Annotated in this window: 18 protein-coding genes; 1 reads left to right on the top strand and 17 read right to left on the bottom strand. The window is 36.9% G+C overall.

Features of this window, described 5'->3' with window-relative positions; all coding sequences use genetic code 11:
* Positions 1–381: 381 nt before the first annotated feature.
* The 4 genes from LIV57_RS06150 to LIV57_RS06135 all read right to left on the bottom strand — a co-directional run bounded on the left by LIV57_RS06150 (position 382) and on the right by LIV57_RS06135 (position 6,814).
* Positions 382–702, bottom strand: a complete 321-nt coding sequence (locus tag LIV57_RS06150) for a GIY-YIG nuclease family protein (RefSeq protein ID WP_227941887.1) — start codon at positions 700–702, stop codon at positions 382–384.
* A 672-nt stretch (positions 703–1,374) separates the two neighbouring features.
* Positions 1,375–2,841, bottom strand: coding sequence for an McrC family protein (locus LIV57_RS06145; RefSeq protein ID WP_227941886.1), 1,467 nt, complete (start codon positions 2,839–2,841; stop codon positions 1,375–1,377).
* On the bottom strand, positions 2,841–4,700 hold the full coding sequence (locus LIV57_RS06140; protein WP_227941885.1) for an McrB family protein: 1,860 nt from the start codon (positions 4,698–4,700) through the stop codon (positions 2,841–2,843). Before LIV57_RS06140 ends, LIV57_RS06145 begins: the two co-directional genes overlap by 1 nt.
* Positions 4,701–6,301: 1,601 nt before the next feature.
* A complete protein-coding gene (locus LIV57_RS06135; RefSeq protein WP_227941884.1) occupies positions 6,302–6,814 on the bottom strand; it encodes a hypothetical protein in 513 nt (170 codons plus the stop codon).
* Between the two features lie 297 nt (positions 6,815–7,111).
* On the opposite strand from LIV57_RS06135, the gene LIV57_RS06130 reads away from it, so the two are divergent.
* Positions 7,112–7,519 (top strand): helix-turn-helix domain-containing protein, encoded by a 408-nt coding sequence (locus tag LIV57_RS06130; protein ID WP_227941883.1) that lies wholly within the window; start codon positions 7,112–7,114, stop codon positions 7,517–7,519.
* Between the two features lie 80 nt (positions 7,520–7,599).
* On the opposite strand, the gene LIV57_RS06125 is transcribed toward LIV57_RS06130, so the two are convergent.
* The 13 genes from LIV57_RS06125 to LIV57_RS06065 form a co-directional block, all read right to left on the bottom strand.
* A complete protein-coding gene (locus tag LIV57_RS06125; protein WP_227941882.1) occupies positions 7,600–10,707 on the bottom strand; it encodes a type I restriction endonuclease subunit R in 3,108 nt (1,035 codons plus the stop codon).
* Entirely contained in the window at positions 10,694–11,866 is a 1,173-nt protein-coding gene (locus LIV57_RS06120) for an AAA family ATPase (protein ID WP_227941881.1), read from the bottom strand. Before LIV57_RS06120 ends, LIV57_RS06125 begins: the two co-directional genes overlap by 14 nt.
* A gap of 1 nt (position 11,867) precedes the next feature.
* Positions 11,868–13,061 (bottom strand): restriction endonuclease subunit S, encoded by a 1,194-nt coding sequence (locus tag LIV57_RS06115; RefSeq protein WP_227941880.1) that lies wholly within the window; start codon positions 13,059–13,061, stop codon positions 11,868–11,870.
* Positions 13,058–14,605: a type I restriction-modification system subunit M gene (locus tag LIV57_RS06110; protein ID WP_227941879.1), complete on the bottom strand. Its 1,548-nt coding sequence runs from the start codon at positions 14,603–14,605 to the stop codon at positions 13,058–13,060. Before LIV57_RS06110 ends, LIV57_RS06115 begins: the two co-directional genes overlap by 4 nt.
* 426 nt (positions 14,606–15,031) lie before the next feature.
* Entirely contained in the window at positions 15,032–17,788 is a 2,757-nt protein-coding gene (locus LIV57_RS06105) for a hypothetical protein (protein WP_227941878.1), read from the bottom strand.
* 41 nt (positions 17,789–17,829) lie between these two features.
* Positions 17,830–18,858 (bottom strand): hypothetical protein, encoded by a 1,029-nt coding sequence (locus tag LIV57_RS06100; protein ID WP_227941877.1) that lies wholly within the window; start codon positions 18,856–18,858, stop codon positions 17,830–17,832.
* Positions 18,851–19,654, bottom strand: coding sequence for a molecular chaperone (locus LIV57_RS06095; RefSeq protein ID WP_227941876.1), 804 nt, complete (start codon positions 19,652–19,654; stop codon positions 18,851–18,853). Before LIV57_RS06095 ends, LIV57_RS06100 begins: the two co-directional genes overlap by 8 nt.
* 75 nt (positions 19,655–19,729) lie before the next feature.
* On the bottom strand, positions 19,730–20,254 hold the full coding sequence (locus LIV57_RS06090; RefSeq protein WP_142017356.1) for a hypothetical protein: 525 nt from the start codon (positions 20,252–20,254) through the stop codon (positions 19,730–19,732).
* Between the two features lie 315 nt (positions 20,255–20,569).
* Positions 20,570–20,986 carry a hypothetical protein gene (locus tag LIV57_RS06085; RefSeq protein WP_227941875.1) on the bottom strand — a complete coding sequence of 139 codons (417 nt, stop codon included), beginning with the start codon at positions 20,984–20,986 and terminating at the stop codon, positions 20,570–20,572.
* Between the two features lie 46 nt (positions 20,987–21,032).
* Entirely contained in the window at positions 21,033–21,863 is an 831-nt protein-coding gene (locus LIV57_RS06080; protein ID WP_227941874.1) for a helix-turn-helix domain-containing protein, read from the bottom strand.
* A gap of 207 nt (positions 21,864–22,070) precedes the next feature.
* The gene (locus LIV57_RS06075; RefSeq protein WP_202839129.1) at positions 22,071–22,619 is read right to left on the bottom strand and encodes a hypothetical protein; all 549 of its coding nucleotides are present in this window, start codon (positions 22,617–22,619) and stop codon (positions 22,071–22,073) included.
* Entirely contained in the window at positions 22,616–23,869 is a 1,254-nt protein-coding gene (locus tag LIV57_RS06070) for a phthiocerol/phthiodiolone dimycocerosyl transferase family protein (RefSeq protein ID WP_227941873.1), read from the bottom strand. Before LIV57_RS06070 ends, LIV57_RS06075 begins: the two co-directional genes overlap by 4 nt.
* On the bottom strand, positions 23,866–25,137 hold the full coding sequence (locus tag LIV57_RS06065) for a condensation domain-containing protein (RefSeq protein WP_227941872.1): 1,272 nt from the start codon (positions 25,135–25,137) through the stop codon (positions 23,866–23,868). Before LIV57_RS06065 ends, LIV57_RS06070 begins: the two co-directional genes overlap by 4 nt.
* Positions 25,138–25,146: the final 9 nt, after the last annotated feature.

Below are 25,146 nucleotides of genomic sequence, written 5' to 3'. Positions count from 1 at the left end.
TTCCTACGGAATGACAAACGTTGCGGATAGACTAAGTGAATAGTCTGTAGTATGTTGAAGCAAGTAACTATTCACGTACACACAAATAAACGCCCACCTTGTCATTCCGCAGGAATCTACACTGTTAGTTTATCATCATTATCATCAGAACGCTTCTATGGCTGGATTCCTACGGAATGACCAGCGGTGTGGATAGTCTAAGTGAATGGTTTATATGTATAGAGCAAACAAGAGACTATGCACGCACACAGAAGCATCCACCTTGTCATTCCGTAGGAATCTAAGCTCTTATTTTACCCTCCGAATTAAAATATTCTCTACGAACTGTTTACTTTATTAATCTGACGATATCCAATTGGTAATTCATAGGAACAGTTCATATCAAAGCCAATTCTCAAACAAATAATTCAAAAATTCTAAATTAGGATTTGTGCTCCTTATCAATTCAAGTTTCTTAATTCTTGACCAGTCTTTAATTTCCTTTTCTCTTTGAATGGCATGATGAATCCAATCATACTTTTCATAATAAATGAGAAATTCAAGATTATATCTTGCTGTGAAACTGCGTGGATTGAGCTTTGTTTTGTGTTGATACAATCTCCTGTGCAGGTTTCCTGTAACACCCGTATAAAGTACTCTTCGGTTTTTATTGGTAAGAATATAGATATAGTAGGTATATCTTCCTTTTGAAAATGCAGTCATTTGTGTATTTGTTTTACAAAAGTTACAAAAAATATAGAACCACTGTTTTTTCAATTGGATTTAATTGTTTTTATTCCACCTTTTGTCATAGAAATCGGAATGACAAACGTTGTGGATAGTCTAAGTGAATGGTTTATATGTATAGAGTAAACAAGAGACTATGCACGCACACAGAAGCACCCACTTTATCATTCCGCAGGAATCTAAGCCGTAGTTTATCCTCATTTATCATCAGAAAGCTTTCTGTGCCTGGATTCCTACGGAATGACAAACGGTGTGGATAGACTAAGTGAATAGGTTGTAATATGTTGAAGCAAGTAACTATGCATACACACACAAATAAGCGCCAACTTTATCATTCCGCAGGAATCTAAACAATAGTTTATCCTCATTTATCATCAGAAAGCTTTCTATGCCTGGATTTCTACGGAATGACAAACGTTGTGTATAAGCTAAGTGAATAGGTTGTAGTATGTGTGAAGCAAGTAACTATTCACTTACACACACCAATAAGCGCCTACTTTGTCATTGTGCAGGAATCTCGACTCTTACATTGTCATCACCTATTGTCAGAGACTATACACGCGCAAATAAGCACCGACCGTGTCATTCCAGGAATCTAAATATTATAGATACATTATTTTAAACCTTCATTGCCACTAAGCATCCTTACTAGCTTACAGGCAAATTTATTCCCAGTTTAAAAATTTTATGATAAGCAGTGATTTGATTATCAGTATTATCAAACTGTCTTTTTATGTTTTCAATTGAAAAGTTATGCAATAATGAGGGAGGATTATTAGAATCTTCATTATCAGGCTGGTGAAGATGCGGGTAAATAATCAAACAATCCAATATCTGATCTTCTTTCCAATCCTTATTTTTACTTTTCATTTCGTTGATAACCTTCTTTAAACGGGAGTACCCTGAAACCTGGCGGATGTCTTTGTGGATATGACTTTTAGTATATTTTAATTTATACTTAGTATCAATGACCATTTCATAGCCCGGTTTACTAATCAGAAAATCCAGATGATTTCCGTAGGTTTTGAATTGATAATGAATATGATGAGCGTCTTCAGGATTAGCTTTGATCAATTGATAATAAAAATAAAGTTCAAACAGTCTGGGCATATCAATCCAGAAGGGAGGCGTTTTTATTTTTTTCTGCGTCGTTTTCGTAATCGTATACGAGAACCGTTTCAGAATAAATTTCCCTATTCGTAAAGCCTCTCCATATTCATTGAAGAACGGATTTTTTTTGCCGTGTTTTAATTGATGTTCATCAACATCGGTACTGATATGTTCAAATGCCGGCCTGCAATAATTTAAAATATGTTGAACAGATTCTATATTGGAAGAAAATAGTGAAGGATTGTTCTCGATATAGCTGGTTGCAAACACCAATACTTTTTTTAGAAACCTGTTTTCAAAATAATCTTCACCAAAAACCTGAAATTCACAAAAAGCAGACGTGGGTTTATTTTTAAAAACATTCTTCTTTATATGTGGACCTATTAATATTTTGCCCCTTACTCTACTATTAAGATTTTCCTGGACTTTATAATATGCCTTTTTCAATCCTTTTCTTACAATTATTTTCAAATGCTGCAAAAACTGTATAATAAGAAAAGGGGTCAAGCGATCATCTTTTTGATCTATTTCAATATATTTTGCATCCCAGTCTATTTGGATAACATCTTTTGAATAGTGTGCAGTTTGTGGCAAAGCCATGACATCCAAAAGAATTTTAAGATAATTGACTTCTTTAGTCTCTGTCTTTTCCTTGCTATGATATTTTTCAGGGAGGGGAACAGAATTTTCTTCTTCATTGAGGCAGTTCCGGAAGTACTGCGACAAACCTGCATTGATCTTGGGTTCTACATAAATGGTTCTGCCGGTATTTCCCAGCCAGTCAATACCTACAAAATAATCTGCCTTAATCTCACAATGATTTTCTCTTTTTACCACCGAAAAAGAATAAGACTGATGGTCGAACTTTTTACTTTCCAAAGCCGCAAACAGCTGAAAAGAGTCGTCATCAAGATGCAGCAGTTCGTTTGCTATATTGGTGAAAGACTCTTCAACAGCAACCCGTTTGATCAGAAAACTTTTATGTTCTGAAAGTAAAATTCCCATTAATTATTTGTTTTCAGATCATTGATATATTCTTTAATATCTTTTCCGTCATGGCTTCCGATAAGAACTCCATCTTTCACATACTCAAGAAGAATAGGAACTACTTCATAATTCATTTTCATTCTGAAAATTTCCTCTTTTGTATACCCATCCTGTATATCTTCATTTTTGGCAATAAAATAACTGTGTCCCAACTGAACATCCTTAGCTTCAAATTCGCCACTTACATTTCCATTTTTGAATAACTCCGAAACTTTTTCAAAACCTTCAGTATTAAAATGAATACTGGTATCATGCTCAAGAGATTCCGGCAATACATCAATAAAAGCAAAACGTCTTCTGATCGCATAATCAATGTGTCCTACACTGCGGTCTGCAGTGTTCATGGTGCCGATGATGTACAGGTTGTGAGGAAGAATGAGATCCCTTTTACCATCCACTTCGTATACGCTTTCTACTGCTTGGCCTCTGTATTCAAGAGCGTAAATTAATTCTCCTAATACAGAAGACAGGTTAGCACGATTGATTTCATCGACTACTAGAACATAATTCTCTGAATGAGATTGCGATTTATTATCAACAGGTGCAGATTTACCTTCCAAAAAATTTCTAAATTTATCTACCATTGGGAAATAATATGATGTTCTGTGATACACTGTTTTTGCAAGATCATCAAATCCTATTGTTTCTCCTTTTCTTGTGATATTATATTTGTATAATTTTTTAATCTCACTAAACTTTAATCGATCTCCTTTCCATCCTTCACTGGAAATGTGAAAAGAATTCTCTCCGATATGGGTTAGAAAGAGTTTATTGGTAAGTTGTATTTTATGATCGTTGGCAATCAACTCTTCCTCTATGGAAGTTTTAAAATGTTCAAACATTTCATCAAGCCATTCTGCATGTGGGAATTCGTTGATAAGTTGAGAGTGTTCACACGCTCTTTTGATGAAATCACCTAAAACTTTGTTTTCAGCCTCATAGATAATTCCATTTCCTTCCTCGTCAGGTCTCGCTACAATTCCTCTTACAAAATCTTCATAACTATAGCTAGGATGAAACTGGATAAGTTTAAACTGGGGGTGATTTTTTAATTCTTTAGTATTATTCAATCCCAATAATTCAACAGCCAGTTCTTTGGCTTGTCTGGTTTTCCCGGTTCCCGGAGGGCCTTGCAGGATGATTTGTTTTTTATATTCTAAGATTTGGATCTGCTGTTCCAGTTTATTTTTGTTCATATTATTTTGTTCTTCGGAAGATGGGGTATTTTGTTCCTGAAAATAATCGTAAACCTGCCATGGCAGGGTCACAATTTCAAAACCGTCTTTCTTGAGCTTTTCTTTGAATATCTGAAGCAGATGATGGCTATCCTCAAACCAGTCATAGGTAAGTTCCATTTTGAAATCCTCAACATGGGTATTCAACAGGTACACCAGCTGTCCCAGTTTGTCCTGATTGACAATGGTGCACAACAGCTGAGGCTGCAAACCGGCGATCAGTCTGTTGGTAGCGGCTTTTTTATTATTGCCTGTATACATTCGGATCAGTTCTTTGATCTGATGATAAGTCTCAAATAAAGGTTGCTCCTGGCTTAAGGCAATTTTCTGTAACAATGCGGAAAGCTCAGGCCAGTTACGTTTGATAAGGTCTTTTTCTGCATGGGTAAAATATCCCTGTCTCAGAGACGAAACACATTGGTCTGCAGAACGCATAAAAAACTCGTAAAAAAGTTCGTTGTTCCAATCTTCCCAATTTTTTCCTGTGCTTGCCTCTGCTACAAACTGAGGAACAAAACGGTTATATTCTACCTTCCAAGGTTCCCAGATCTCTATTTCGTCAATTAATTCTGTAAAAGTCATTTTTGGCTATAGTTTTCATATTCTGACAAACAGCTTAGGCTGTATTATCCAATTAAGATCGCAATAATAATAAAAATCTCCAGCTTCTGCTTACGGGAAAGCGTAAATTTTCTTGAAAGTCACTATAAATATTGCTCAGAAATACCCATAGGCCCTTCGGAAGTCCCTCTAACCTCTTCACCAAGCCTCTGGAGGGCCTTCATGAGCGGTTTCCACCCCCTTCATGAAGGGGCTATACCCCCTTGGGTAAGGGGGTAGACGGACTTGGATAAGGGGCTCCACCTGCTTATATAAGAGGGTAGAGACCGTTGTCCAAAGGGGCGGAGACGGTTGCTATACTACCTGGAGGGTGTTAGGAAGGTAAGAGGAGTAAAATACTATTGTAAGAATCATGAGCACTATTCATCTGGCTTCATCAGTGGCGTAGCCGCCATTCTTTGCTCCCTCCAATCATCAATTCGAATCAATAAAACCTTTGCATTTTAAAATATTCTGTTTCTTCAGATGCAATGGCTTATTATTGTTTTAAACGCAAAGTCGCAAAGTTTCAATATTGATATGTTTTGTAAGGCGCAGGAAAATCAAAGATTTTCAGCAGGTAAGTATATTGGGTTATAGCAATTTTATCGGAGATAAAATCCTTGCGCCTCAAACAGCGTCCCTATAATAAGAACTTGCGCCTTTGCGATTTCCAACCAAAAATAAGCAGATGGATCATCACAAAAAAAGCACGTTTTTCACGTGCTCTCAAAAAAGTATTTATTCTTACTGATTAATACAATGGCTTATTATTTTGTTTTAAAAGCAAGGTCGCAAAGTTTTCAATATTGATATGTTTTGTAAGGCGCAAGAAAATCAAAGATTTTCAGCAAGTAAGTATATTGGGTTATAGCAATTTTATCGGAGATAAAATCTTTGCGCCTTAAACAGTATCCCTATAATAAGAACTTGCGTCTTTGCGATTTCCAACCAAAAATAAGCAGATGGATCATCATAAAAAAAGCACGTTTTTCACGTGCTCTCAAAAAAGTATTTATTCTTACTGATTAATACAATGGCTTATTATTTTGTTTTAAACGCAAGGTCGCAAAGTTTTACCATTGATATGTTTTGTAAGGCGCAGGAAAATCAAAGATTTTCAGCAGGTAAGTATATTGGGTTATAGCAATTTTATCGGAGATAAAATCCTTGCGCCTTAAACAGCGTCCCTATAATAAGAACTTGCGCCTTTGCGATTTCCAACCAAAAATAAGCAGATGGATCATCACAAAAAAAGCACGTTTTTCACGTGCTCTAAAAAAAGTATTTATTCTTACTGATTAATACAATGGCTTATTATTTTGTTTTAAACGCAAGGTCGCAAAGTTTTACCATTGATATGTTTTGTAAGGCGCAAGAAAATCAAAGATTTTCAGCAGGTAAGTATATTGGGTACAGCAATTTTATCGGAGATAAAATCTTTGCGCCTTAAACAGCGTCCCTATAATAAGAACTTGCGTCTTTGCGATTTCCAACCAAAAATAAGCAGATGGATCATCACAAAAAAAGCACGTTTTTCACGTGCTCATGTTGAGAGAGGATGTATTTAATGTAACACTATTTTACTTAGAAGATGTATCAGGATCTGCTGAGGACGGAGGAACCTGAGTTTGCCGAGGAGTTTGTGCCGTCACAAAAAACTGCTTCATATCATCATAAATAACATTGGTACCCGGTACATTCTCTTCGGAAAGGTATCTGATGCTTCGATAGAAACTGATGGCGTTATGATAATTATCGTGATCCAGCAATACCTTGGTGTCTGAAAGCTGTTCTGTTAAAGAATCCAGCTGTTGTAATCTTTGTTCAATCTGTTCTCTGGCGATATAATCTTTATCGAATTCTGCTTTATCCAGGAAGTTAGGAACATATTGGGCATATTGCTCCATATAGATTTTGGCTTTATTCACGAAGAGCTTGTTTTGTTCTGCAATTCTTCCGTATTGCTGTCGCTGATCCGGAGTAAGGTTGATGGTTTTTCCCAACAGTACAGACTGGATGTCCTGAATTGCTTTATCAATCGTTTCCAGATCACTTTTTGAAAAGCTTACACTGATTAAATTGTCTAGTGCCATAATATTGTGTTTTTTTGGTTTGTATGATCAAATATAGGGAGTGCCAGGCATAGAAAAATAGAGGGATATAAGATTTTCAGAGCATGTTCACCAGAAAGTGAAAACTAGATAACAAGGTTTATTTTTTCTGACTTTTTGATGAAAAAAAGCGGGCATAAAAACGGAAATGGCGAAATAGGATAGAAGGCTCGTTTCACAGTATCAGCATGAAGAACAGAGATTGTAATTATGCTGTTTTTTAAGAGGCATTTTTATAAATATTTTTCTATATTTAAACCTCATAAATGTTGATTTATCATGGAACATACAATACATCAGGGACGCAATGTAAAACGATTCAGAGAAATGCTGGGCATCAAGCAGGAAGCACTGGCTTTTGACCTTGGAGACGACTGGAACCAGAAGAAAGTTTCTCTGCTGGAACAGAAAGAAATTATTGAAGACCCTTTACTGAAAAGAATTTCTGAAGTATTGAAAATTCCGGTGGAAGCGTTTCAGAATTTTGATGAGGAGCAGGCGGTGAATATTATTTCTAATACGTTTGGTGATAATGCGTGTGTTGGAAACCCAAATTCAACTTTCAATTTTAGTCCAATTGATGAAATAAAAAAGTTGCATGAAGAAAAGATGGAACTTTATGAAAGGATGTTGAAGGAGAAGGATGAGATGATGGGGAGACTGGAGAGGTTGATTGAAAAAGGATAAACTTGCAATATTATAAGTGAAAAGCTCAACAGAATGTTGAGCTTTTCATATTTAAATTTATACTGTTATCTGATTCTTACTTAAAGCTTTCCTCCTATTCCTTTGAATTTTTCGACAAAGGCACTAATTTTTTGAAAAACACTTTGTTTCTTGGTTAAATACTGTGGATTTAACGGGCTCATTTTAGGTAAGATAGCGTTCAGTTCTGTTCCGTTTTCACTGGCAAATTCACGTTTTAATGATGTAGCTATATATCTCTTTGTCGCCTCCTCATTTAAATTCTCTTCTGTTATCAGCTCAAAAGCTTCAGCTCTTTGTTTCTCACCTGCATAAGTATAAAACGCGTCTAAAATATTTGGTTTTTCTTGTATTTTATCAAGATCTGTTTCATTAATAAAGTCGACTACAAGACTCTCTTTTGCTCTTTGTCCAATACTGGCACGAATTACTCTACGAATTTCATCAATTAAAGCAGTTTTGTCTTTTGTCTTTTTGTTATGTTCAAAAATTAACTCTAGAATGTAATCCAGGTTTATTTCCTGAGATTTTAATAAGTCTATTTCAAAAACAACATCATCCCAATCAATTTTAGATGCTTCGGCTTCTTTTCCATTTTTCTCTCGTCTTAACCAATCGCGTATGTCATTATACGTTGAGCGATAATCCTGAGCGGTTCTTTCTGGTAATAGAGCGATTTCCTGCATTGCTGAAATATCTTCGTCTGTCACAAAATAAGTTTCTTTGAATGCTTTGATTGCCTCAGGATTATTTATATCTATAATCTGTAATGCTTTAAGGTGAGTAAATTCATCGTAATTCTGCAAAATATTTTCTACACGTAGATATTCACCAAAAAGTTTCGTAAATTCTTTTTTGTCTTTTTCTGTAATGATTTCATCAGGATTGGGAAACCTTTCATTCAATTCATTTACAACATCAATATAACCTCTGCGGGCTTCACCAGTAGCAACATCTGTAAAACCTTCCAAATATTCTTTATAGCTCTTTTCAAGCACCACGTTTTTGGTATTGTTATCTCCAAATAAAGTGATGGCATCAATGGTTGCCTGTTCTAAATCTCTAAATGTAACAATGTTACCAAAGGTCTTTGTAGCATCATAAATACGATTGGTTCGCGAAAATGCCTGCATTAGCCCATGATAGTGCAGATTTTTGTCTACAAAAAGCGTATTCAGTGTAGGGGCATCAAATCCAGTAAGAAACATGCCGACTACAATGATAAGGTCTACTTCTTTGCTCTTTACTCTTTTTGCAAGGTCGCGGTAGTAGTTTTGAAATTCTTTACTTTCAACTCCAAAACTGGTTTTGAACATAGCGTTATACTCATTGATTGCTTTGGATAAGAATTCTTTTGCACTAATATCCATTGCTGATGGTTCAAAAGTTTCATCAGGAATTTCACCAATGGCGTTTTGTTCTTCATTGGCTGCAAAAGAAAAAATGGTTGCTATTTTCAACGGCTTTTCACTTTCTTTTTGCAGACGATTCAGTTCTTCATAATAGCATTTGGCAGCATCTACACTGCTTACGGCAAACATGGCATTAAATCCTTTCTTGCTACCCTGATTTCTATGGGTTTTAATTTTGAAATTTTGCAGAATGTATTGCGAGATTTCTTTAATACGGGCTGGATGAAGTAATGCTTTTGTGTTTTCTGCAGCGCTCAGTTTTTTTTCATCCTGCTCTTGCTCTATTTTCTTAAATTGTGGACGTACATTGTTGTAATCTACTTTGAACTTCAATACCTTTTCATCTCTAATTGCATCGGTTATCACATAGGAATGCAATTCGCGACCAAATACACTTGCTGTAGTTTCAGCGCCTAAAGCGTTTTTAGGAAAGATTGGTGTACCGGTAAACCCAAACTGATAGAATTTTTTAAATTTTTTCTTTAGGTTTTTCTGAGCTTCACCAAATTGAGAACGGTGCGCCTCATCGAAGATGAATACTACTTGTTTTTGATAAATGGCTAAATCACCTTCACTTTTCATGAGGTTGTTTAGCTTCTGTATGGTGGTAACAATAATTTTGTTATCTTCTTTTCCTATGTTTCTTTTTAAACCGGCAGTACTATCGGAACCGTTTACGCTATCGGGCGAAAAACGCTGATATTCTTTCATGGTCTGAAAGTCTAAATCTTTACGATCCACAACAAAGAATACTTTGTCTATAAAGTCAAGCTGTGTTGCCAGTCTTGCCGCTTTAAAACTGGTCAGGGTTTTTCCTGAGCCTGTGGTATGCCATATAAATCCGCCACCTTCTGCAGAAGACCATTTTTTGGATTCATAAGAACTTTTTATTTTCCACAACATTCTTTCTGTTGCTGCTATCTGATACGGACGCATGATGAGTAATGTATCGCTAGTATCAAAAACAGAATAGGTGAGTAATACATTTAGCAACGTATGTTTCTGAAAAAAAGTGGCTGTAAAATCTTTCAGGTCTTTAATCAAAGAGTTATCCGCTCTTGCCCAGTTCATGGTAAAGTCGAAACTGTTTTTATCCCGTTTTACAGTGTTGGCAAAATAACGGCTGTCGGTGCCGTTTGAGATAACAAATACCTGCAAATATTTAAAAAGAGAATTTTCGCTATTGAAGCTTTCTTTGCTGTAACGATGTACCTGGTTAAACGCCTCACGGATAGCAACTCCGCGTTTTTTTATTTCCACCTGTACCAAAGGCAAACCATTCACTAGGATGGTTACATCATATCGATTGGCGTGTGATCCTTTTTGTTCAAATTGTGAAATTACCTGTACTTTATTGCGAACGACGTTCTGTTTATCTACTAAATAAATGTTTTGGATGTGCCCATCATCAAATACAAAATCGTAAATATAGTTTTCATGAAGCTTTCTTGTTTTATCAACTATACTATCTCCAGGCTTATCCAAATACTCCTCTACAAAGCGAATCCATTCCGCATCTGTAAACTCCATATTATTTAGTGCCTGCAGTTGTTGCCTTATATTAGCTGACATGGCTTGTTGTGTTGTAAGATTAGATGGATTTTCGTAGCCCTGAGCGATTAAATCCTGGATGAATTCTCGCTCAAGAGCAGCTTCTGTTTGGTAGACTGCAGGTGGCTCATTCAATATTGAATATTTGTCGTATTTATCGAGAACGATGAAATTATTTGACTCTGCTATGGTATTATACTGTGGCATCTTCTTCAATTACATTTGGATTAACTTTTGATTTGAAACCGTACATAGTTTTCACTTGATGCACTAGGTGATCCAGCATACTTTTTTCACTATCTTGAATCAAAGAAATTTCTTCTCCTGAAAATTTACTATGACTTGAGAGATTAATTATACGGTTATAATATCCTTCTCGGGACCCCTCTACTTCGTTAGGTAAAAGGTCTTTCCAATGAGCATGCCCAAGAAAAGTAGAAGTTTTTTCTAAAATATTTCTAAGAAAACTAAAGTGATATTTTCGAACATCCCCTGATTCTATAGCTTTTTCAATTTCAGATAAAAGGAAAAGATGATATGAAAATGGTGAGTCATTTGATTGTTCAATTAGTGTAAAAGTACCATCATTTAATTTTTCAAAACGCCATTTTTTAGATTGTCTAGCTCTATAACCAGAACTTGAATCAGCATTATTGAATTCATTGAACAATACATTATAAAACAATGGATTGTGGGTTGTAATAATAAATTTAAGGTCGGATTGGCTGGACTTTATTAATTCAGCAATATTTACAGCCAATTCAATCAAGTGTGTATCATCTAATGAGCTTACCGGATCATCAATAAAAACATATTGTAAATCATTAAATTGATCTGTTTCTCGGTCGGCTTCTTCCGCTACATTCAATACATCAATTGTTTGTTTTAATAAACTGTAAAAAATGCTCCAAATAAAACAGCTTTCTTCGCCTTTAGAAATTTTTACAAATTCTGAACCTGAGTCATTGCCACGTTCAAATGAAAAACGGACTTCAGAAAAAGCATCATTAAAACTAGGTGTTAATTTATCACTAGTATAGCGCTGGAAATGAGCTGCTATATTTGGTTCTTGCCCTTGATCCTTAAGTATCCAATAGGTATATGTATTAGTTTGAATTTTTAATTTTCTATCTACATCATTACCCAGATCATTGTCCCAATAGAACAAATCTTCAGTAAATGCATTGTAGTATAATATTTTGATTTTTGCATCCTCTTCTTCGGGGTCTTGTTTTTTGGGAGCTATTAGTTCTTTGAACTCCCGTGACAAACGTGTTTTACCAGTGCCATTAAATGCATAAATTAATTGCACTTTTTTATTGGCGTCCTTTAAAGATTGTGCTATTTGAGTTAAAGATTGTGCCATATTATGCATCTAAATTATCTTTTGGAAATGTTAATAACATATCTCTATAATATTCATATTGTTTTTGTCTTAATTCAATTTCTTTTGGCAAACCTTCATTTACGGAAGTAGTAAGGGTGTCGAATTTGTCTAAGATGGAAACAATTTTTTCTTTTACTTCAGGTGACGGACTTGGTATTTTAATACTATTTAAGTTTTTCTGATTTAATTTGGGTTGAGCTGCACCAGATATATATGGAGCTAAGTCAATACTATTTAAAAAGTACTCAACAAATTTTCTTTCAGCATAAGTATTAAATTTCAATACATGTGCGTGGTTATTTACCCAGCTTTTTCCTGATATACTGAATGCTATAGGTGTGTTTCTCGCGATTAAATTTGCTCCATCTTCGGAAACTAACAAAAAATCACCATCAAAAATATAATCTTTCACATAATCCACAATACCCGATGCCCCATAATATGGTATATTACCAGATTCTCTTAAGCCACCCGTTACAGGTTTTCGCATCGAGTCTAAATTTTCTGCTAAATTTCTCAAGGGTTTCCACTCCACGTTTTTTTCTTCAAAACTCAATAACTGTTTTCTGTAATAGTTATATTGCTGTTTACGTGCTATAAGCTCAGCTGTAAGCTCATCTATATGTTTCGTGAAAATATCCAAAATTCGCACAATTTCTTTTTGGAGAATGATTGAAGGGAGAGGTATCTTGATAAGACTCCATCTTTCAAAATCAAATCTAAATCTTGCTCCAGCCTCGGTTAAAGAACTAATTTTATTAATACAGTATTTAGATTTAATGAATAAATATAAATATTCTTTAGTTATTCTGTTTTCATCAATTTCAAAAACTACATACATTGGACTAACTAGACCTGATAAATCATTTTTCAAGTATCCTATAGAACCAATATTTAACCTAGCTGGATTATAGGCAAACATACCAGGTTTTACAATAGTATAATTAGAGAGGTCACTACTATGAATAGTATTATTTCTAAAGTCCTCAGCTTTTACTAATCCAAGAAAATTACTTACAGAATAAACAGTTGCTATGTTATTATTATGTTTCCCTTTTTCTCGAACTCTAGAAATTAAATTACCAATACTCTCATATTGTACATCAATTCCTTGGAGTGATATTTTTGTAAAGAATTCCTTCTCAGTATCTTGTGATTTTAAATGTTCTTTCATCTTTCAAACTCCTTAATAATTATATCAATATCAGCTCTTAGTTTATCTATCTTCTTTACGACTTCAGAGATCTCTGTATTTAATTCATCTATGTTTACATTTTCACGAATATCTTTTCCTTCCACATAAGAGCTGACTGACAAATTGTAGTCGTTTCCAGCAATTTTAGTATTATCGATAAATGTTGCTACATGTGGAACATTTTCTTTGCTATCGAACATTTCCATAATCTTGTCAATATGTTCATCAGTAAGCATATTGTTGTTAGTTACTTTTTTAAAGAAATCTTCACCCGTAGCATCTATAAACTGGGTTTTAGCTTCAGTCTTGTGTTTGGAAAGTACCAATATATTTACTGATATAGAAGTCCCATAAAACAAATTGGACGGTAAAGCAATAATAGTTTCCACAAAATTATTGTCTACCAAATATTTTCTAATCTTTTGTTCAGCACCACCTCTATAAAATATACCTGGGAAGCATACTATAGCTGCCCTTCCTCTACCTGAAAGATAACTAAGGGCATGCAATACAAAGGCAAAGTCGGCTTTAGACTTAGGAGCTAACACACCAGCAGGAGCAAAACGATCATCATTAATCAAGGTAGGATCATCCGATCCTATCCAATTAACTGAATAAGGAGGATTGGATACAATAGCATCAAAAGGCTTTTCATTGCCAAACTGTGGATCGATTAGAGTATTGCCCAACGCAATATCAAACTTATCATAATTGATATTATGCAAAAACATATTCATACGAGCCAGATTATATGTTGTATGGTTAATCTCTTGTCCAAAGAAACCTTCCTGAATAATATGATTATCAAAATGTTTTTTGGCTTGAAGCAACAAAGATCCCGAACCCGCTGCCGGATCATATATTTTATTTACCTCCGTTTGTTTATGCATTGCCAACTGTGCTATAAGTTTTGATACGTTTTGTGGAGTAAAGAACTCTCCACCCGATTTTCCGGCATTTGCAGCATAGTTGTTAATTAAAAATTCGTAAGCATCACCAAAAAGGTCGATTTGGTTGTCTTCAAAACTTCCGAAATTCAACTCTTCCACTCCTTTCAATATAGCGGCTAAACGGCTGTTTTTGTTTTCTACTGTATTTCCTAGGCGCGTACTTGTTGTATCAAAATCAGCAAAAAGTCCTTTGATATCATTTTCAGAAGGGTAGCCATTTGCAGAACTCTCGATAGCATCAAAAATAGCTTTTAAGTCTGTATTGAGGTTTTTGTTTGTGTTTGCTTTTTCAGCAATGTTTACAAATAATTGACTAGGATATATAAAATAGCCTTTTGTTCTTACCGCATCAGCTTTAATTTCAGGCGTTATTACTTCATCTGGTAGCTTTGCATAATCAACACTCTCATCACCGCCCTCCATATAATTTGCAAAATGCTCACTAATGTATCTGTAAAAAAGTGTTCCTAGTACAAAATGTTTAAAATCCCAACCATCTACAGAGCCACGTACATCGTTGGCAATTTTCCATATTTTACTTTGTAATATATCTCTTTGAACTGTGCTTGTCATTTTTTATTTTGTTTTATATCTTATACCTACTGATTATATATAACATAACAGTCTTTAAGACTATTAATGGCAATGTTTTTATAACCTATTTGCTGGTAAAAAGAAGACAAATTTACTATAAAATATATCGTTATAACATTTTTATCTACTAAAATTAAACTTTAATAATGACCTGTTTTATTTAAGATTATTGGAAAAATTACATAAATTCTATTAGAAATTACTTCGTCATCTATTTATAATTTAAATATAACATATGTGATGGTTTAAAAGATTCTAAATAATTTAATATTTAAGCCCTTGAATTTAATTATATAATTTCCAATACCGCCATATTCACCCTTCTAAACATCCGCATCCTGAGTCTTCACACTTGCGAATACAAAAATACTACTAAATACAATAATAATTAATGGATTCATTATTCTAATTCCCAAACTTCTTCACCCTAATCACCTTCTCCCTCACCTTAATCACAAAGGGCTCCAGTTGTACTATTTTCCCGGCTTCTACTTTGAAAGTATCGGTAGAGCGTTCGCAATAGGTATTGGAAGGCAGAGAGTTTTTGTTCAGTTCAATCCTGTAATTTCCGGAGGGCAGGAAAGAGGCAAATTCACCGTTGTCATCGGTGATGATGTGATGTACTAACTGTTCGTTTCGGTAAATATTGAAGAGAACCCCTCCGACTTTGGGCGTGAAATTTACTGCTGTTTTAGTGTTAAAATCATAGGTTATTTTTCCCTGGGTCGTTCCGTTTTGATGAAGAGGGATCTCAAAAGAGTAGTGGTGTTTGTCTACCGTAAATTCAGTTTCATCATAATACCAGCCTTGCTGGATCACCTGTTTCAGGGCATACTTTCCGTAAGGGATAGAACGGTAGCTGATAGAACCTGACGGGTCGGTTTTAAATGAAATATTATTGAGCATAATGAGGTAGCCTGCCGCTTCTCTGTCACCTTCATCATAGATATTGTTTTCGTTCAGGTCATAATAGACAAACGCTTTGATATCACCTTTTTTACCTGGATCAAGGGTGCTGTTTCTAAGGTTGACGGTCACACCGGCTTCCACGGTCAACAGATTATTGGTGAAGCTTCCTGCAGTATAGCTGAAGTAGGAAGAGTTCAGATACAGGGCATACTTTTCCCTTGAATACTTCAGGTTCATAAAGCCGGAAGGCGATTTTCCATACAGAACATCATCCGTATAAGAAACCCCTGAGGTGACATTCAGCTGACGGTTGAAGAAATTTTTATTCACAAAAGCAGAAAGGGAAAGCTTTTCGTAGGGAGTGCTCTGGTTCATCATTTTTGAAAAAGCATATTCGGAAAGGAAATAACTTCCGTGCTGATAGATCCCGTTCACGGTAAGCCATTTGTAGCTGTAGGTTCCGCTTACTTTCATCTGAAACTGCTGTTTATCGTTGTCCGGATATTGTGCCAATCCTGTTTCCATGCTTAAGATGGAGGTGTGTTGCTTATCAGGACTCAGCCAGGTAAGGTATTCCGTAAAACGCTGGGCTTTCAGCTGTTTTGTGTTCTCGTAAGGTTGGGCATTGAAGAAATTATTATAAGAATTGGAATTTTCTTCCTGGTACTGATAGCCAAGTCCCATCCCGAAATTCCCTTTTTTAGGGAAGTTGATTCCCGTATCCAGTCTTAGATTGCTCGAATTCAGGGTGTTGTCGTAATAGTAGAACTTAGGTGAAAAATGGGAAGCCGTAATGTTGGCATACACATAATGATCTTTGAAAATCATGGTAGAGAAATTCTGCTGAATCTGTAAAATTCCTCTTCTGTTTCCGGGATAATAATCTGTGCTGTAGAAATAATTTCCGTTCAGATTGATCTTTTTGATCATTCCGGAATATTGGGATTCCAAAGCTAAAGAAGGCTTGGTGGGCTGGTTATTTTCGTAGAAACTCAGTCCGCCATACACCTTGGTGTTGGTTCTCCAGTCTTTGCCGAAAGCATACTGAAGATCTGTTCCGGCTACATGATGTCTGGCTTTTTCGTAAGGATCATCCCTGAAAATATACGTTCCGGAGATATTATGGGAAGCGTTTTGAGCTCCAAGAGTTCCCCGGGTATAAAATCCATAACCATACTTCAGAAAAGAATTTCTTTCGATCAGGCTGTAGGTCTGGTCTACGAAACCTGCTTCAATTTTTTTGTCTTTATCAGGAGAAGTGTAGGCATATTCGAGCCCTCTTCCAAACATGGAAAGTTCCAGTAATTTATTGATATTTCCAATTGTGAATTCACTGTTTTCCCTGTGATAGGTCAGATAGGTATTATTGACAATAGGATCGCTCTGATTCTTCATGGTATAGATATTCCCCCGGATGAAAATATATCCTGAAGGAAGGTTGAAGCCTCCCGAACCTACCAATTGATACATGTCCAGGTTTTCTCCGGCATGCCTGTAACTTGCCGTGATGGTATTCCTGGTAAAGTTGGAAAAAGCGGTGGATTCCATATCCTCATAACGCTGTACCGAAGAAACATTTTGCACAGATACCGTAGTGTTGCCGAATATCTCTCTGTCCGGCTCTCTGAAACCTGCAATATTAACGGAAATCTGAGTGCTGCGGGATCTGATTCGGGAAGGCAGAAAACGGAACACAAAGACTGAATCTTTCTGCACGCCAATACTTCCTGTTTTCTCTATAAAAGCATTTCCCTGCTCAGCTTCCGGAATTTTAAAGACAACCGTTACATGCTGCTTTCTGTTCCCAAGATTGGAAACCCTTGCCCTTACTTCTACCGAATCGGTAGCCTTATTCACATAGATCAGAGGGGTTTCTGCCGTGATGCGCATGGCATTGTTTTCAGTAACAGTGTAAGGTATTTCTTTTTCCGCCATTGTTTTATTCTGCTGGTCCGAAAGACGGAAACCCAGACGTGATTCTCCTGAAACGGCATTATTGCTGACCACGATCTTTACCGGAATAAAAAGATGCTCCCCGGATTTCATTTCCACCTGAAGATTGTTGCCCGAAATATTCCTGAAACCTTGAGGAATGGTAATATTTATTTTTCCTTTGAAATCATTTGTGCTTTGATTGTCGAGGACGAGGATCAGATCCAGTATCCCTGTTTTATCTGTTCTGGATTCATTACGGATATCAAGACTTATCCCGGAACTGCTTTGCGCCGGAATCCATATCTGAAACGAAATCAAAAAAATGAAAAAGATTTTTTTGAACAGGTCTTGAAGCATGGTTATTGGGGGATAATCTCGTATTGAAGGGTGGTGGAATATTCTTCAGATTTGGCATTAATCAGTCTTTCATCATTGGCTTTGGTGGAATATCGGATATCGTAATACAGGCTGGAGTTTCCCGTGGAGCCTCCTGTCGCAATAAGCTGCGGAGAAGCACTCAGCAGGATAGGATATACATTCCCATTGTTTCCGGAAACGGGGATGAGATTCATTTTTACGGTTCCTAAAGCAATGTAGTTTCCGGCCGGAGAGCTGAACTGTCCCTGAAGAGAACGTAATTTGATCTGGTAATTGGTATTGCTTTTTACAATCAGTCCATTGGAATAAGTGACACTTACTCCGTTGATATAATCCGGCATGCTTTTGAATTCCAGTGATCCGTTGACCGCTTTTGCAGAAAACTGAAGCGACATTTCAGGTACATCGGTCGGAGTTCCGCTGAGCGGTCCGATGTGAATCTGAAAATTATGATCAGCCCTGCCAATAATATTGTTGTACTGGTCATATGCTGTAAACTGCACCGGAACAGTAAATCTGGTCCAGGAAGGGTAGCTTCCCAGATAAGATCCTCCCATAACGGTCAGGCTGTATTTTACCTGCAGGTTATAGTAACCGTTGGGATGTGGCGGCTGGTTGTATAGTGCTGCATTGGATTGCGGAATTAAAAAGACTTCCTGGTTGGCCTGAAGAAAAGTATTTAACGGCATTCCGATCTGCGGAATGGTGGGTACGGGTCCCGGATAAGCCTGTCCTGAAGTGGAAACGGGCTGAAATGATATCTTGTTGGCAGGCATCGTATAATTTCCATCTGTAGAAGTAATAGGCTGTTTCAGCCTCATGGATATTTTCCAGTAAGGAATATTAAATGCTCCATTACCGGCCAGGGTAAAGGTATAAGCATCAGGATTGGTATTTCCGCTGTAAGAATTAATCTGTAAGTAGCTGTTTATCCAGGAATTATAATTGACCTGTGAGAAGCAGTTCAGAGAGATCAGCAGAAAGAAACAGAAGAATTTTTTACTATTCATAGCTGAAACTTAATTCTCCTAATTCCAGATTGTTGTTGTCTCCGTAATCGATCATTACAGAAGCGGTATATTTCCCTTTTTCAAGGCTTGCCGGAAGCGGGATATCCATTTCTCTTTTGTTTCCGGGCATGGTGTAAAAGATAATGGGATCCAGTGATACTTTTTTTCCGGTTTGGGTATTCACAAAGTCGGTGAAAATTTTTCCGTCTCCCCATATATCGCCCTGATTGTCAAAAAAGAGGTTGATGGTATTGGTCGTTTTTCCGTATACCAGATTCTGGATTTCAAGTTTTTTAGTTTTGGCGGCAGGCAGCTTGTGGAATAATTTGATTCCTGAGCGGATGCTCACTTTGATGTTGGCGCCTTTATGGTCCACATCATCTACCGGATTCATCTGACTAACATACAAAACGGCTGTATGGGCAGCCAGTTGGTCTGAAAGCGCATTCGGAACCGTAATGGTTACCTCAATATCTTTTTTTTCTCCCGGAGCCAAAGTAAAGTAATTATCTTCCTTTTTGACCGAAACCCAACTTGCGCAGGAAGTGGGAAGGGTATTGGCGGGATAGGTTACATTCTCACCTTTTTTGTCATACTCCCAATCTCCAAGGCTTACGGCCAGGTCCAGAGAATTCTTGGCACTTACATTCGTTACCGTTATTGTCTGGGTATTGCTGTTTCCGTTTCCCGATTCAAAGTACAGTCTTGGCGGTGAAACCGAAACTCCTGTTTGTGCGTATCCGCGAAAAGAGGATAGGAAAAGAAGACTGAAAAGGAAAAGAGAGAGTCTGCTCATGACGGAGATTAGTTTTTAAATGTTGATAAAGTGTTGGGGTAGGTACAACACTTTATCATTACATAATGATAGCTATTATTGAGAAATAATCGTATACGTCAGCTCAGTAGTGTATACTGTTGGATCTTGTCCCGCGATGTAGTTATCCAGGTAAGTATTAGCTCCTGCACCTTTATATTCAATATTGATTTTTTTGTCTACCCCTCCGGTAGAAGAAGTTACCAAAGTAGCTTCGTTAGCTGATAAATGTACATTCTGAGCATATTGAGCGCCGTTTACAGCTTCAGAGCCTGCGCTTGCAATAATCTGGATCGTGTTAGCCTGGATGTTTTTACCTCCCTGCTGTAATACATCGTTACCACCTTTTACTTTTACCTGGAATCCTCCTGTGCTGTAAATGCTTAAGTGATCTGCGTTGAGAGAAGATACACCGTCGGCATAGTCATCTTTAGTTACGTAATCTAAATTAACGATTTTTTGAGCGTTGTTAACAACAAGAGTCTGAATAGGTTTAAGTCTCACGTTAAGGGTCACATTCTGTTGTGCTTTTAATGTTGAGAATCCCAGGATAGCAAAAGAAGCTAAGATCAAATTTTTCATAAGGTTAAGAATGTTTTTTGTATTAATTGTTTTTAAAATTGCGGTTGCAAAGGTAAATACAAAGAACATCAGGATCTTTGTGAAAAAATACTTATTATTTGTGAATTTTTACGGAGAAATAAGCGCGCAGGAATAAATACCTTTTGTGAATAATTACACAAAAAGTATAGTTTAAATGCTGATAAAATCACCATAAAGTAAAATAAATGCTTTATTAATCTTAAACATTAATTTTACTTAATATATAGGGAATGAATAAATTGCAGAATTGTTATTCAATGCATAGTAATTTTTTTTTAAGCGTTGCTTAATTTTTTACTGAGAAATTAGAGTTAATATTAAAAAATTTTGCTCGTCACTGCTGTTGGAACTTAAATCTTCCATTGCATTTTCTAACTCATGATCGATGATATATCTCTCCTGAACCACTCCTTTATGATGGCTGATAAGAGGGTAATCACCAGATCTTTCCCTGTTGCTTTCGGAAGTACCGGACGTATCACGATCTTCATCATATTCTGCTTTCAGCTGAAATCCGGACGGACTTGATATGGTTACAGACTGAACCTCCCGGAAGGAAGACTCGTTTCCCTCGTCCGAAAATCCTGTGCCTACAGCAAGCATCTGTACGGGATAAAGCCTAACGTTAAGCCTTAAACCGTCTGCTGCCTGTGCAAATGATTTTGTAAAAGCAAAATAAAGCAAAATGAATAAAATATACTTTGCAAGCATATAACCTATATTTTTCCCCAAAAGGTTACTTATGTAAATATACAAATTATTTCATTTCGGAGGGATTTTTTCCCGTATGTTTTTTAATAAAATTAGTAAAGTTTCCTTCATTGCTGAAACCCAGATCGTAAGATATCTCAGAAATCGTTGAGTTGGAGAAGCTCAGGGCCTTTTTACATTCGGTAATGAGTTTTTCAATGATGATATGTTTGGCTGTTTTTCCCAGTACATACTCTGTCATTTCGGTCAGTTTCCTTGATGAGATATTGAGTTCTTCCGCATAATAAGCCACTTTTTTTGCCTTTTTATAATCTCTTTGCAACAGAACTTTGAACCGGTTGACATAATACATATAGTCAAATTTGATTTCCTTTTTGATTTCTTCGGTAGGAATATGCAGAAGGGCGTCCAGCATCAGTCGTTCTATAGCATTATGGGCAGCCGCAATATATAAGCTTTCATCCTTTTTCCGGAAACTTTCCATCTGCTCCAGAAAAACCACTCTCATCTGTTCTACATTGAGGAAAGGTGCTATAAATATATCGGAATTATAATTATAAAAAAGCTGAGAATTGATAAAAAGACTGTCTTTATTCGATCTTTCATAAAAACTGGATGAAAAAGCAATTGAATACACATCTGATCTTTTGGTTTCACCAAAAACTATTTTCTTTTGCGGCCCTACGAAGGCAATACTTCCTCTTTTTAAAGGGTATGGAACATTCTCTACCGTTAGCTGGATATTTTCCAGAATAATATAAATGCAAAAATATTCCAGGGTATTGAATTCTCTTTTGTTGTTATTTCGGGCGATAATAAAATCTAAACGATTGATACTGAATCCTATATTTTTTAACTGATCCGTGATTTTGTACATACATTATTAATCATTCTGTTCAAGAAAAATTCTTGTAAATTATTATATAAATATAAAAAATTTACCAAATAGTGAGTTTTAAAGGAAAAAATTAAGTTAGGGTATTCGTGAAAATACCCGGTGACCTCATGATCAGCCGGGTATTGTTATACTTTTTTTCATTGTTAATTCAATGATAGACAATGATGTATGTTTTTTATTGGGAAATTATGTGTTTAAATCAGCTGGGACTGATGTTACTTTGCACATCCATTTTCTTAACCTCCATACGGGTAAGTATACAAAAACCACAGACAGAATTCCCGCCAGCGTTCCCACTACCACAGCCATTGCCGTTGCATCCAGTTTGTAATCTTTTGAAAAATTATACTGTCCTATAAACAGCAGCGACAATACCAATAATCCTGTAATCAATCCATGTAAGATGCTCAGTCTGGTCATCAGCTTTTTGATATTAAGCTGTTCGTCTACCGTAAACTCTATGGCTTCCTGGCTGGCAGCATCTGTTACTCTTTTGATGATGTCTATGGTAAGAACCACCGGAAGGAAGATGGCCATCGGCAGGGTAAGACGGGCCAAATTCTGAGTTCCTGAAAAAAAATGGGTGTAGCCCAATTCCTTGAAACTGGCGTAAGCAATAATGAAATTAAAAAACACATTCGGAAGGACATAATAAATCGTACGCTTTATGAGAAAGCGTTTGAGGGTGGTTTTCTTTATCAGTCTGGGCTTCGGAGGCTTTATTTTAAATTTCATAGAGAAGTTGTCAATAGCTCGATGGCTTTATCTTTTATCAGATGAGCTTCTTCTTTGGGAAGAAAATTTTCATTGGACATGAAGGTGAAGTCCATCTGCTGGTTGTACGTGCTGGTGACTAAGGTATTTGAGTTCAGCCATGGGAAAGCCACGGTAGGACTAAAAATAGTTTCCAGACTGAAGTTTTTATAATCATTCGGGATATTGATCTTGCCCATATTGGATAAGGTAATATCATGCCCGCCTTCGCTGGATTTCAGCATATTGATCATCCGCCCTACAACAGGGTGCATATGTTCTCCCATCCAAAGGAGTTCACGGGCTTCCATCTTATTGATTTTTGCGGTAAGATCTTTTTTGATCTGCCTGGCATTGTCCATCACATCATTGTTGTTTTTCCTGATGGAAAGCTCCACGGTTGGGGCAAAAGCAAATAAATGATCTTCTTTAATTTCCGGAATAAAATGACGCACATCTACCGGGCTGATCACTTTACCTTTGGCACGGTCCCCCTGAACATCCCGGAAGGCCTGCATCACGGAAGAACACAGCAAAGCATGCACAGAAATCTGGTTGGCTTTACATTTTTCAGTGATCAGTTTCGTTTCTTCCGGAGTCATTTTCCAGTGAATGGTATAGCTTTTTCCCAGGTTTCTTTTTTTGCTTTTTCGCTGCATGGAAAAGAATATTCTGGCGAACAGAAGGTAAAGGCCGGCCTTATATTTTTTGATTGCTGTATTAAAATCCGAAGGCAGGAAATCATCAACAGATTCAAAAGCAACATAAGGAATTAATGGAGCATAAGGATTGTCCAGCAAACTCAGAAGTTCACGCAGTAAGGTTACTCCGGTGGTTCCATCGGATATACAGTGAGGCATGACCCAAAGGATTTCGGAAGTATCGTGTCCTTTTACCCAGACTACTTCGGCCAATGGTTTTTTGGGGGTTTCAAAAAGTTTAAACCATCCTTTTTCGGATTCTTTGAACCAGTCATCGTCTGTTGTGCGTTCTACAATGCGAAGCGGAATAGGTTCAATATCTTTCTGCCCCATAAAATAAGGATAGTTTCCGATGTTATGATCAATATTCGTTCTTAGAATAGGATGCTTCTGCTGGATTCTTATTAAAGCAGCTTTAAAATTTTCTTCAGGAATCTCTCCTTTGATTCTTGCCGTATAGATACAGTTTAAAGGAGTTTCAGGATCTACATACATGATCCTTTCCACCATCATTAAAGGTCTTTTGATCATGATACTGCCATTTGTTTTAGTTGTGAATGAATGGTCTGCATAACTTCGTCACGTACTGCTGTGGCATCGGTATATGGTAAGTAGCCTTCGCTTCCCATGAAAGAAAAATCCATTTTTCCACGGTAAGTAGAAACCACCAGGGTAGTGGTATTCCCCAAAGGGCCAATGACGGACGGGCTGAGGATGGTTTCCACCGTAAACGCTTTGTACTCATGAGGAATCTGAATACGTCCCAGATTGGAAAACATACAGTCGTTGGATGATTTCCCGTTCTTTAAAAGCTTTGTAAAATTCTTAAGCGCATCATGTCCGGATTCCATAACCATCATGGTGAGGTAAGGATTCAGCTTTGAGGTCTTCTGTTCCACAGATTTCTGCATGGCACGGAGATTATCCGTAAAGCTTAGCTTTTCATCAGCAGACACCACAATCATCAGCCCGAAAGCGAAGATATGGTCTTCTTTGATCTGTTGGGCAAAACGCCTGATGTCTACCGGGCAGGAAACTTTATTGAAGGATTTTTCTCCTCTTACTTTTTTAAATGCCTGCAATACCGCTGCACTCAAAAATGTATTGACTGTCACGCCCTGGGATTTACAGTAAGCGATTAATTCTTTGCTTACCGTTTCATCCAGCTTCCAATGGATGAGGTAATCACTTTGTCTTTCCACAGCTTTTTTGCCTACCGGAATCCATTTGATGGCGGTAGCAGCCAGTCTTCCGATAAATCTGGCTTTCAGTTTCTGTCTGCGGCTGTTCAGGATATGGGCAGGAACCACATCTTCGATCCCCAGGATAGGATTTTCTGTCCCGATATCGGCAGCCGGGTTGTCCAGAGCTATTAAAAACTCTTTTAAGAAAGCCATTGCAGAACCACCATCGCAAAGACAATGGTGGAACGCAAACAGCATGTCAGAAACGTCTTCCCCTTTGATCCAGATAAACCGGATCAGGGGTAATTTTTCGTAATTAAAGATGGTGTTCCATTCTTTCCTGGATTCTTCCTGCCACTGATCTTCACTTTGTCTGGTGACGATTCTTACAGGAATGGAAACCGTTTTTTCAGGAACGTTAAACCAGGGAATATTTTTTTCATCATGGCTGATCAATGCTCTCAGCCATGGATGTTTGTTTTGAATCCGGGCCAGAGCCTGCTGGATCTCTTTTAAGGTAAAAGTTCCTCTCAGTCTGAACGGAATGACCGCGTTAAAAGGTTCTGTTCCGTCTCCCAGTAACATACGCTCACCAAATAGCAATCTTCTTTTCATAGGTTGATT

Source organism: Chryseobacterium sp. X308 (assembly GCF_020733145.1).
In the GTDB taxonomy this organism is placed as follows: Bacteria; Bacteroidota; Bacteroidia; order Flavobacteriales; family Weeksellaceae; genus Chryseobacterium; species Chryseobacterium cupriresistens.
This window is presented reverse-complemented; position numbering and strand designations above follow the sequence as displayed.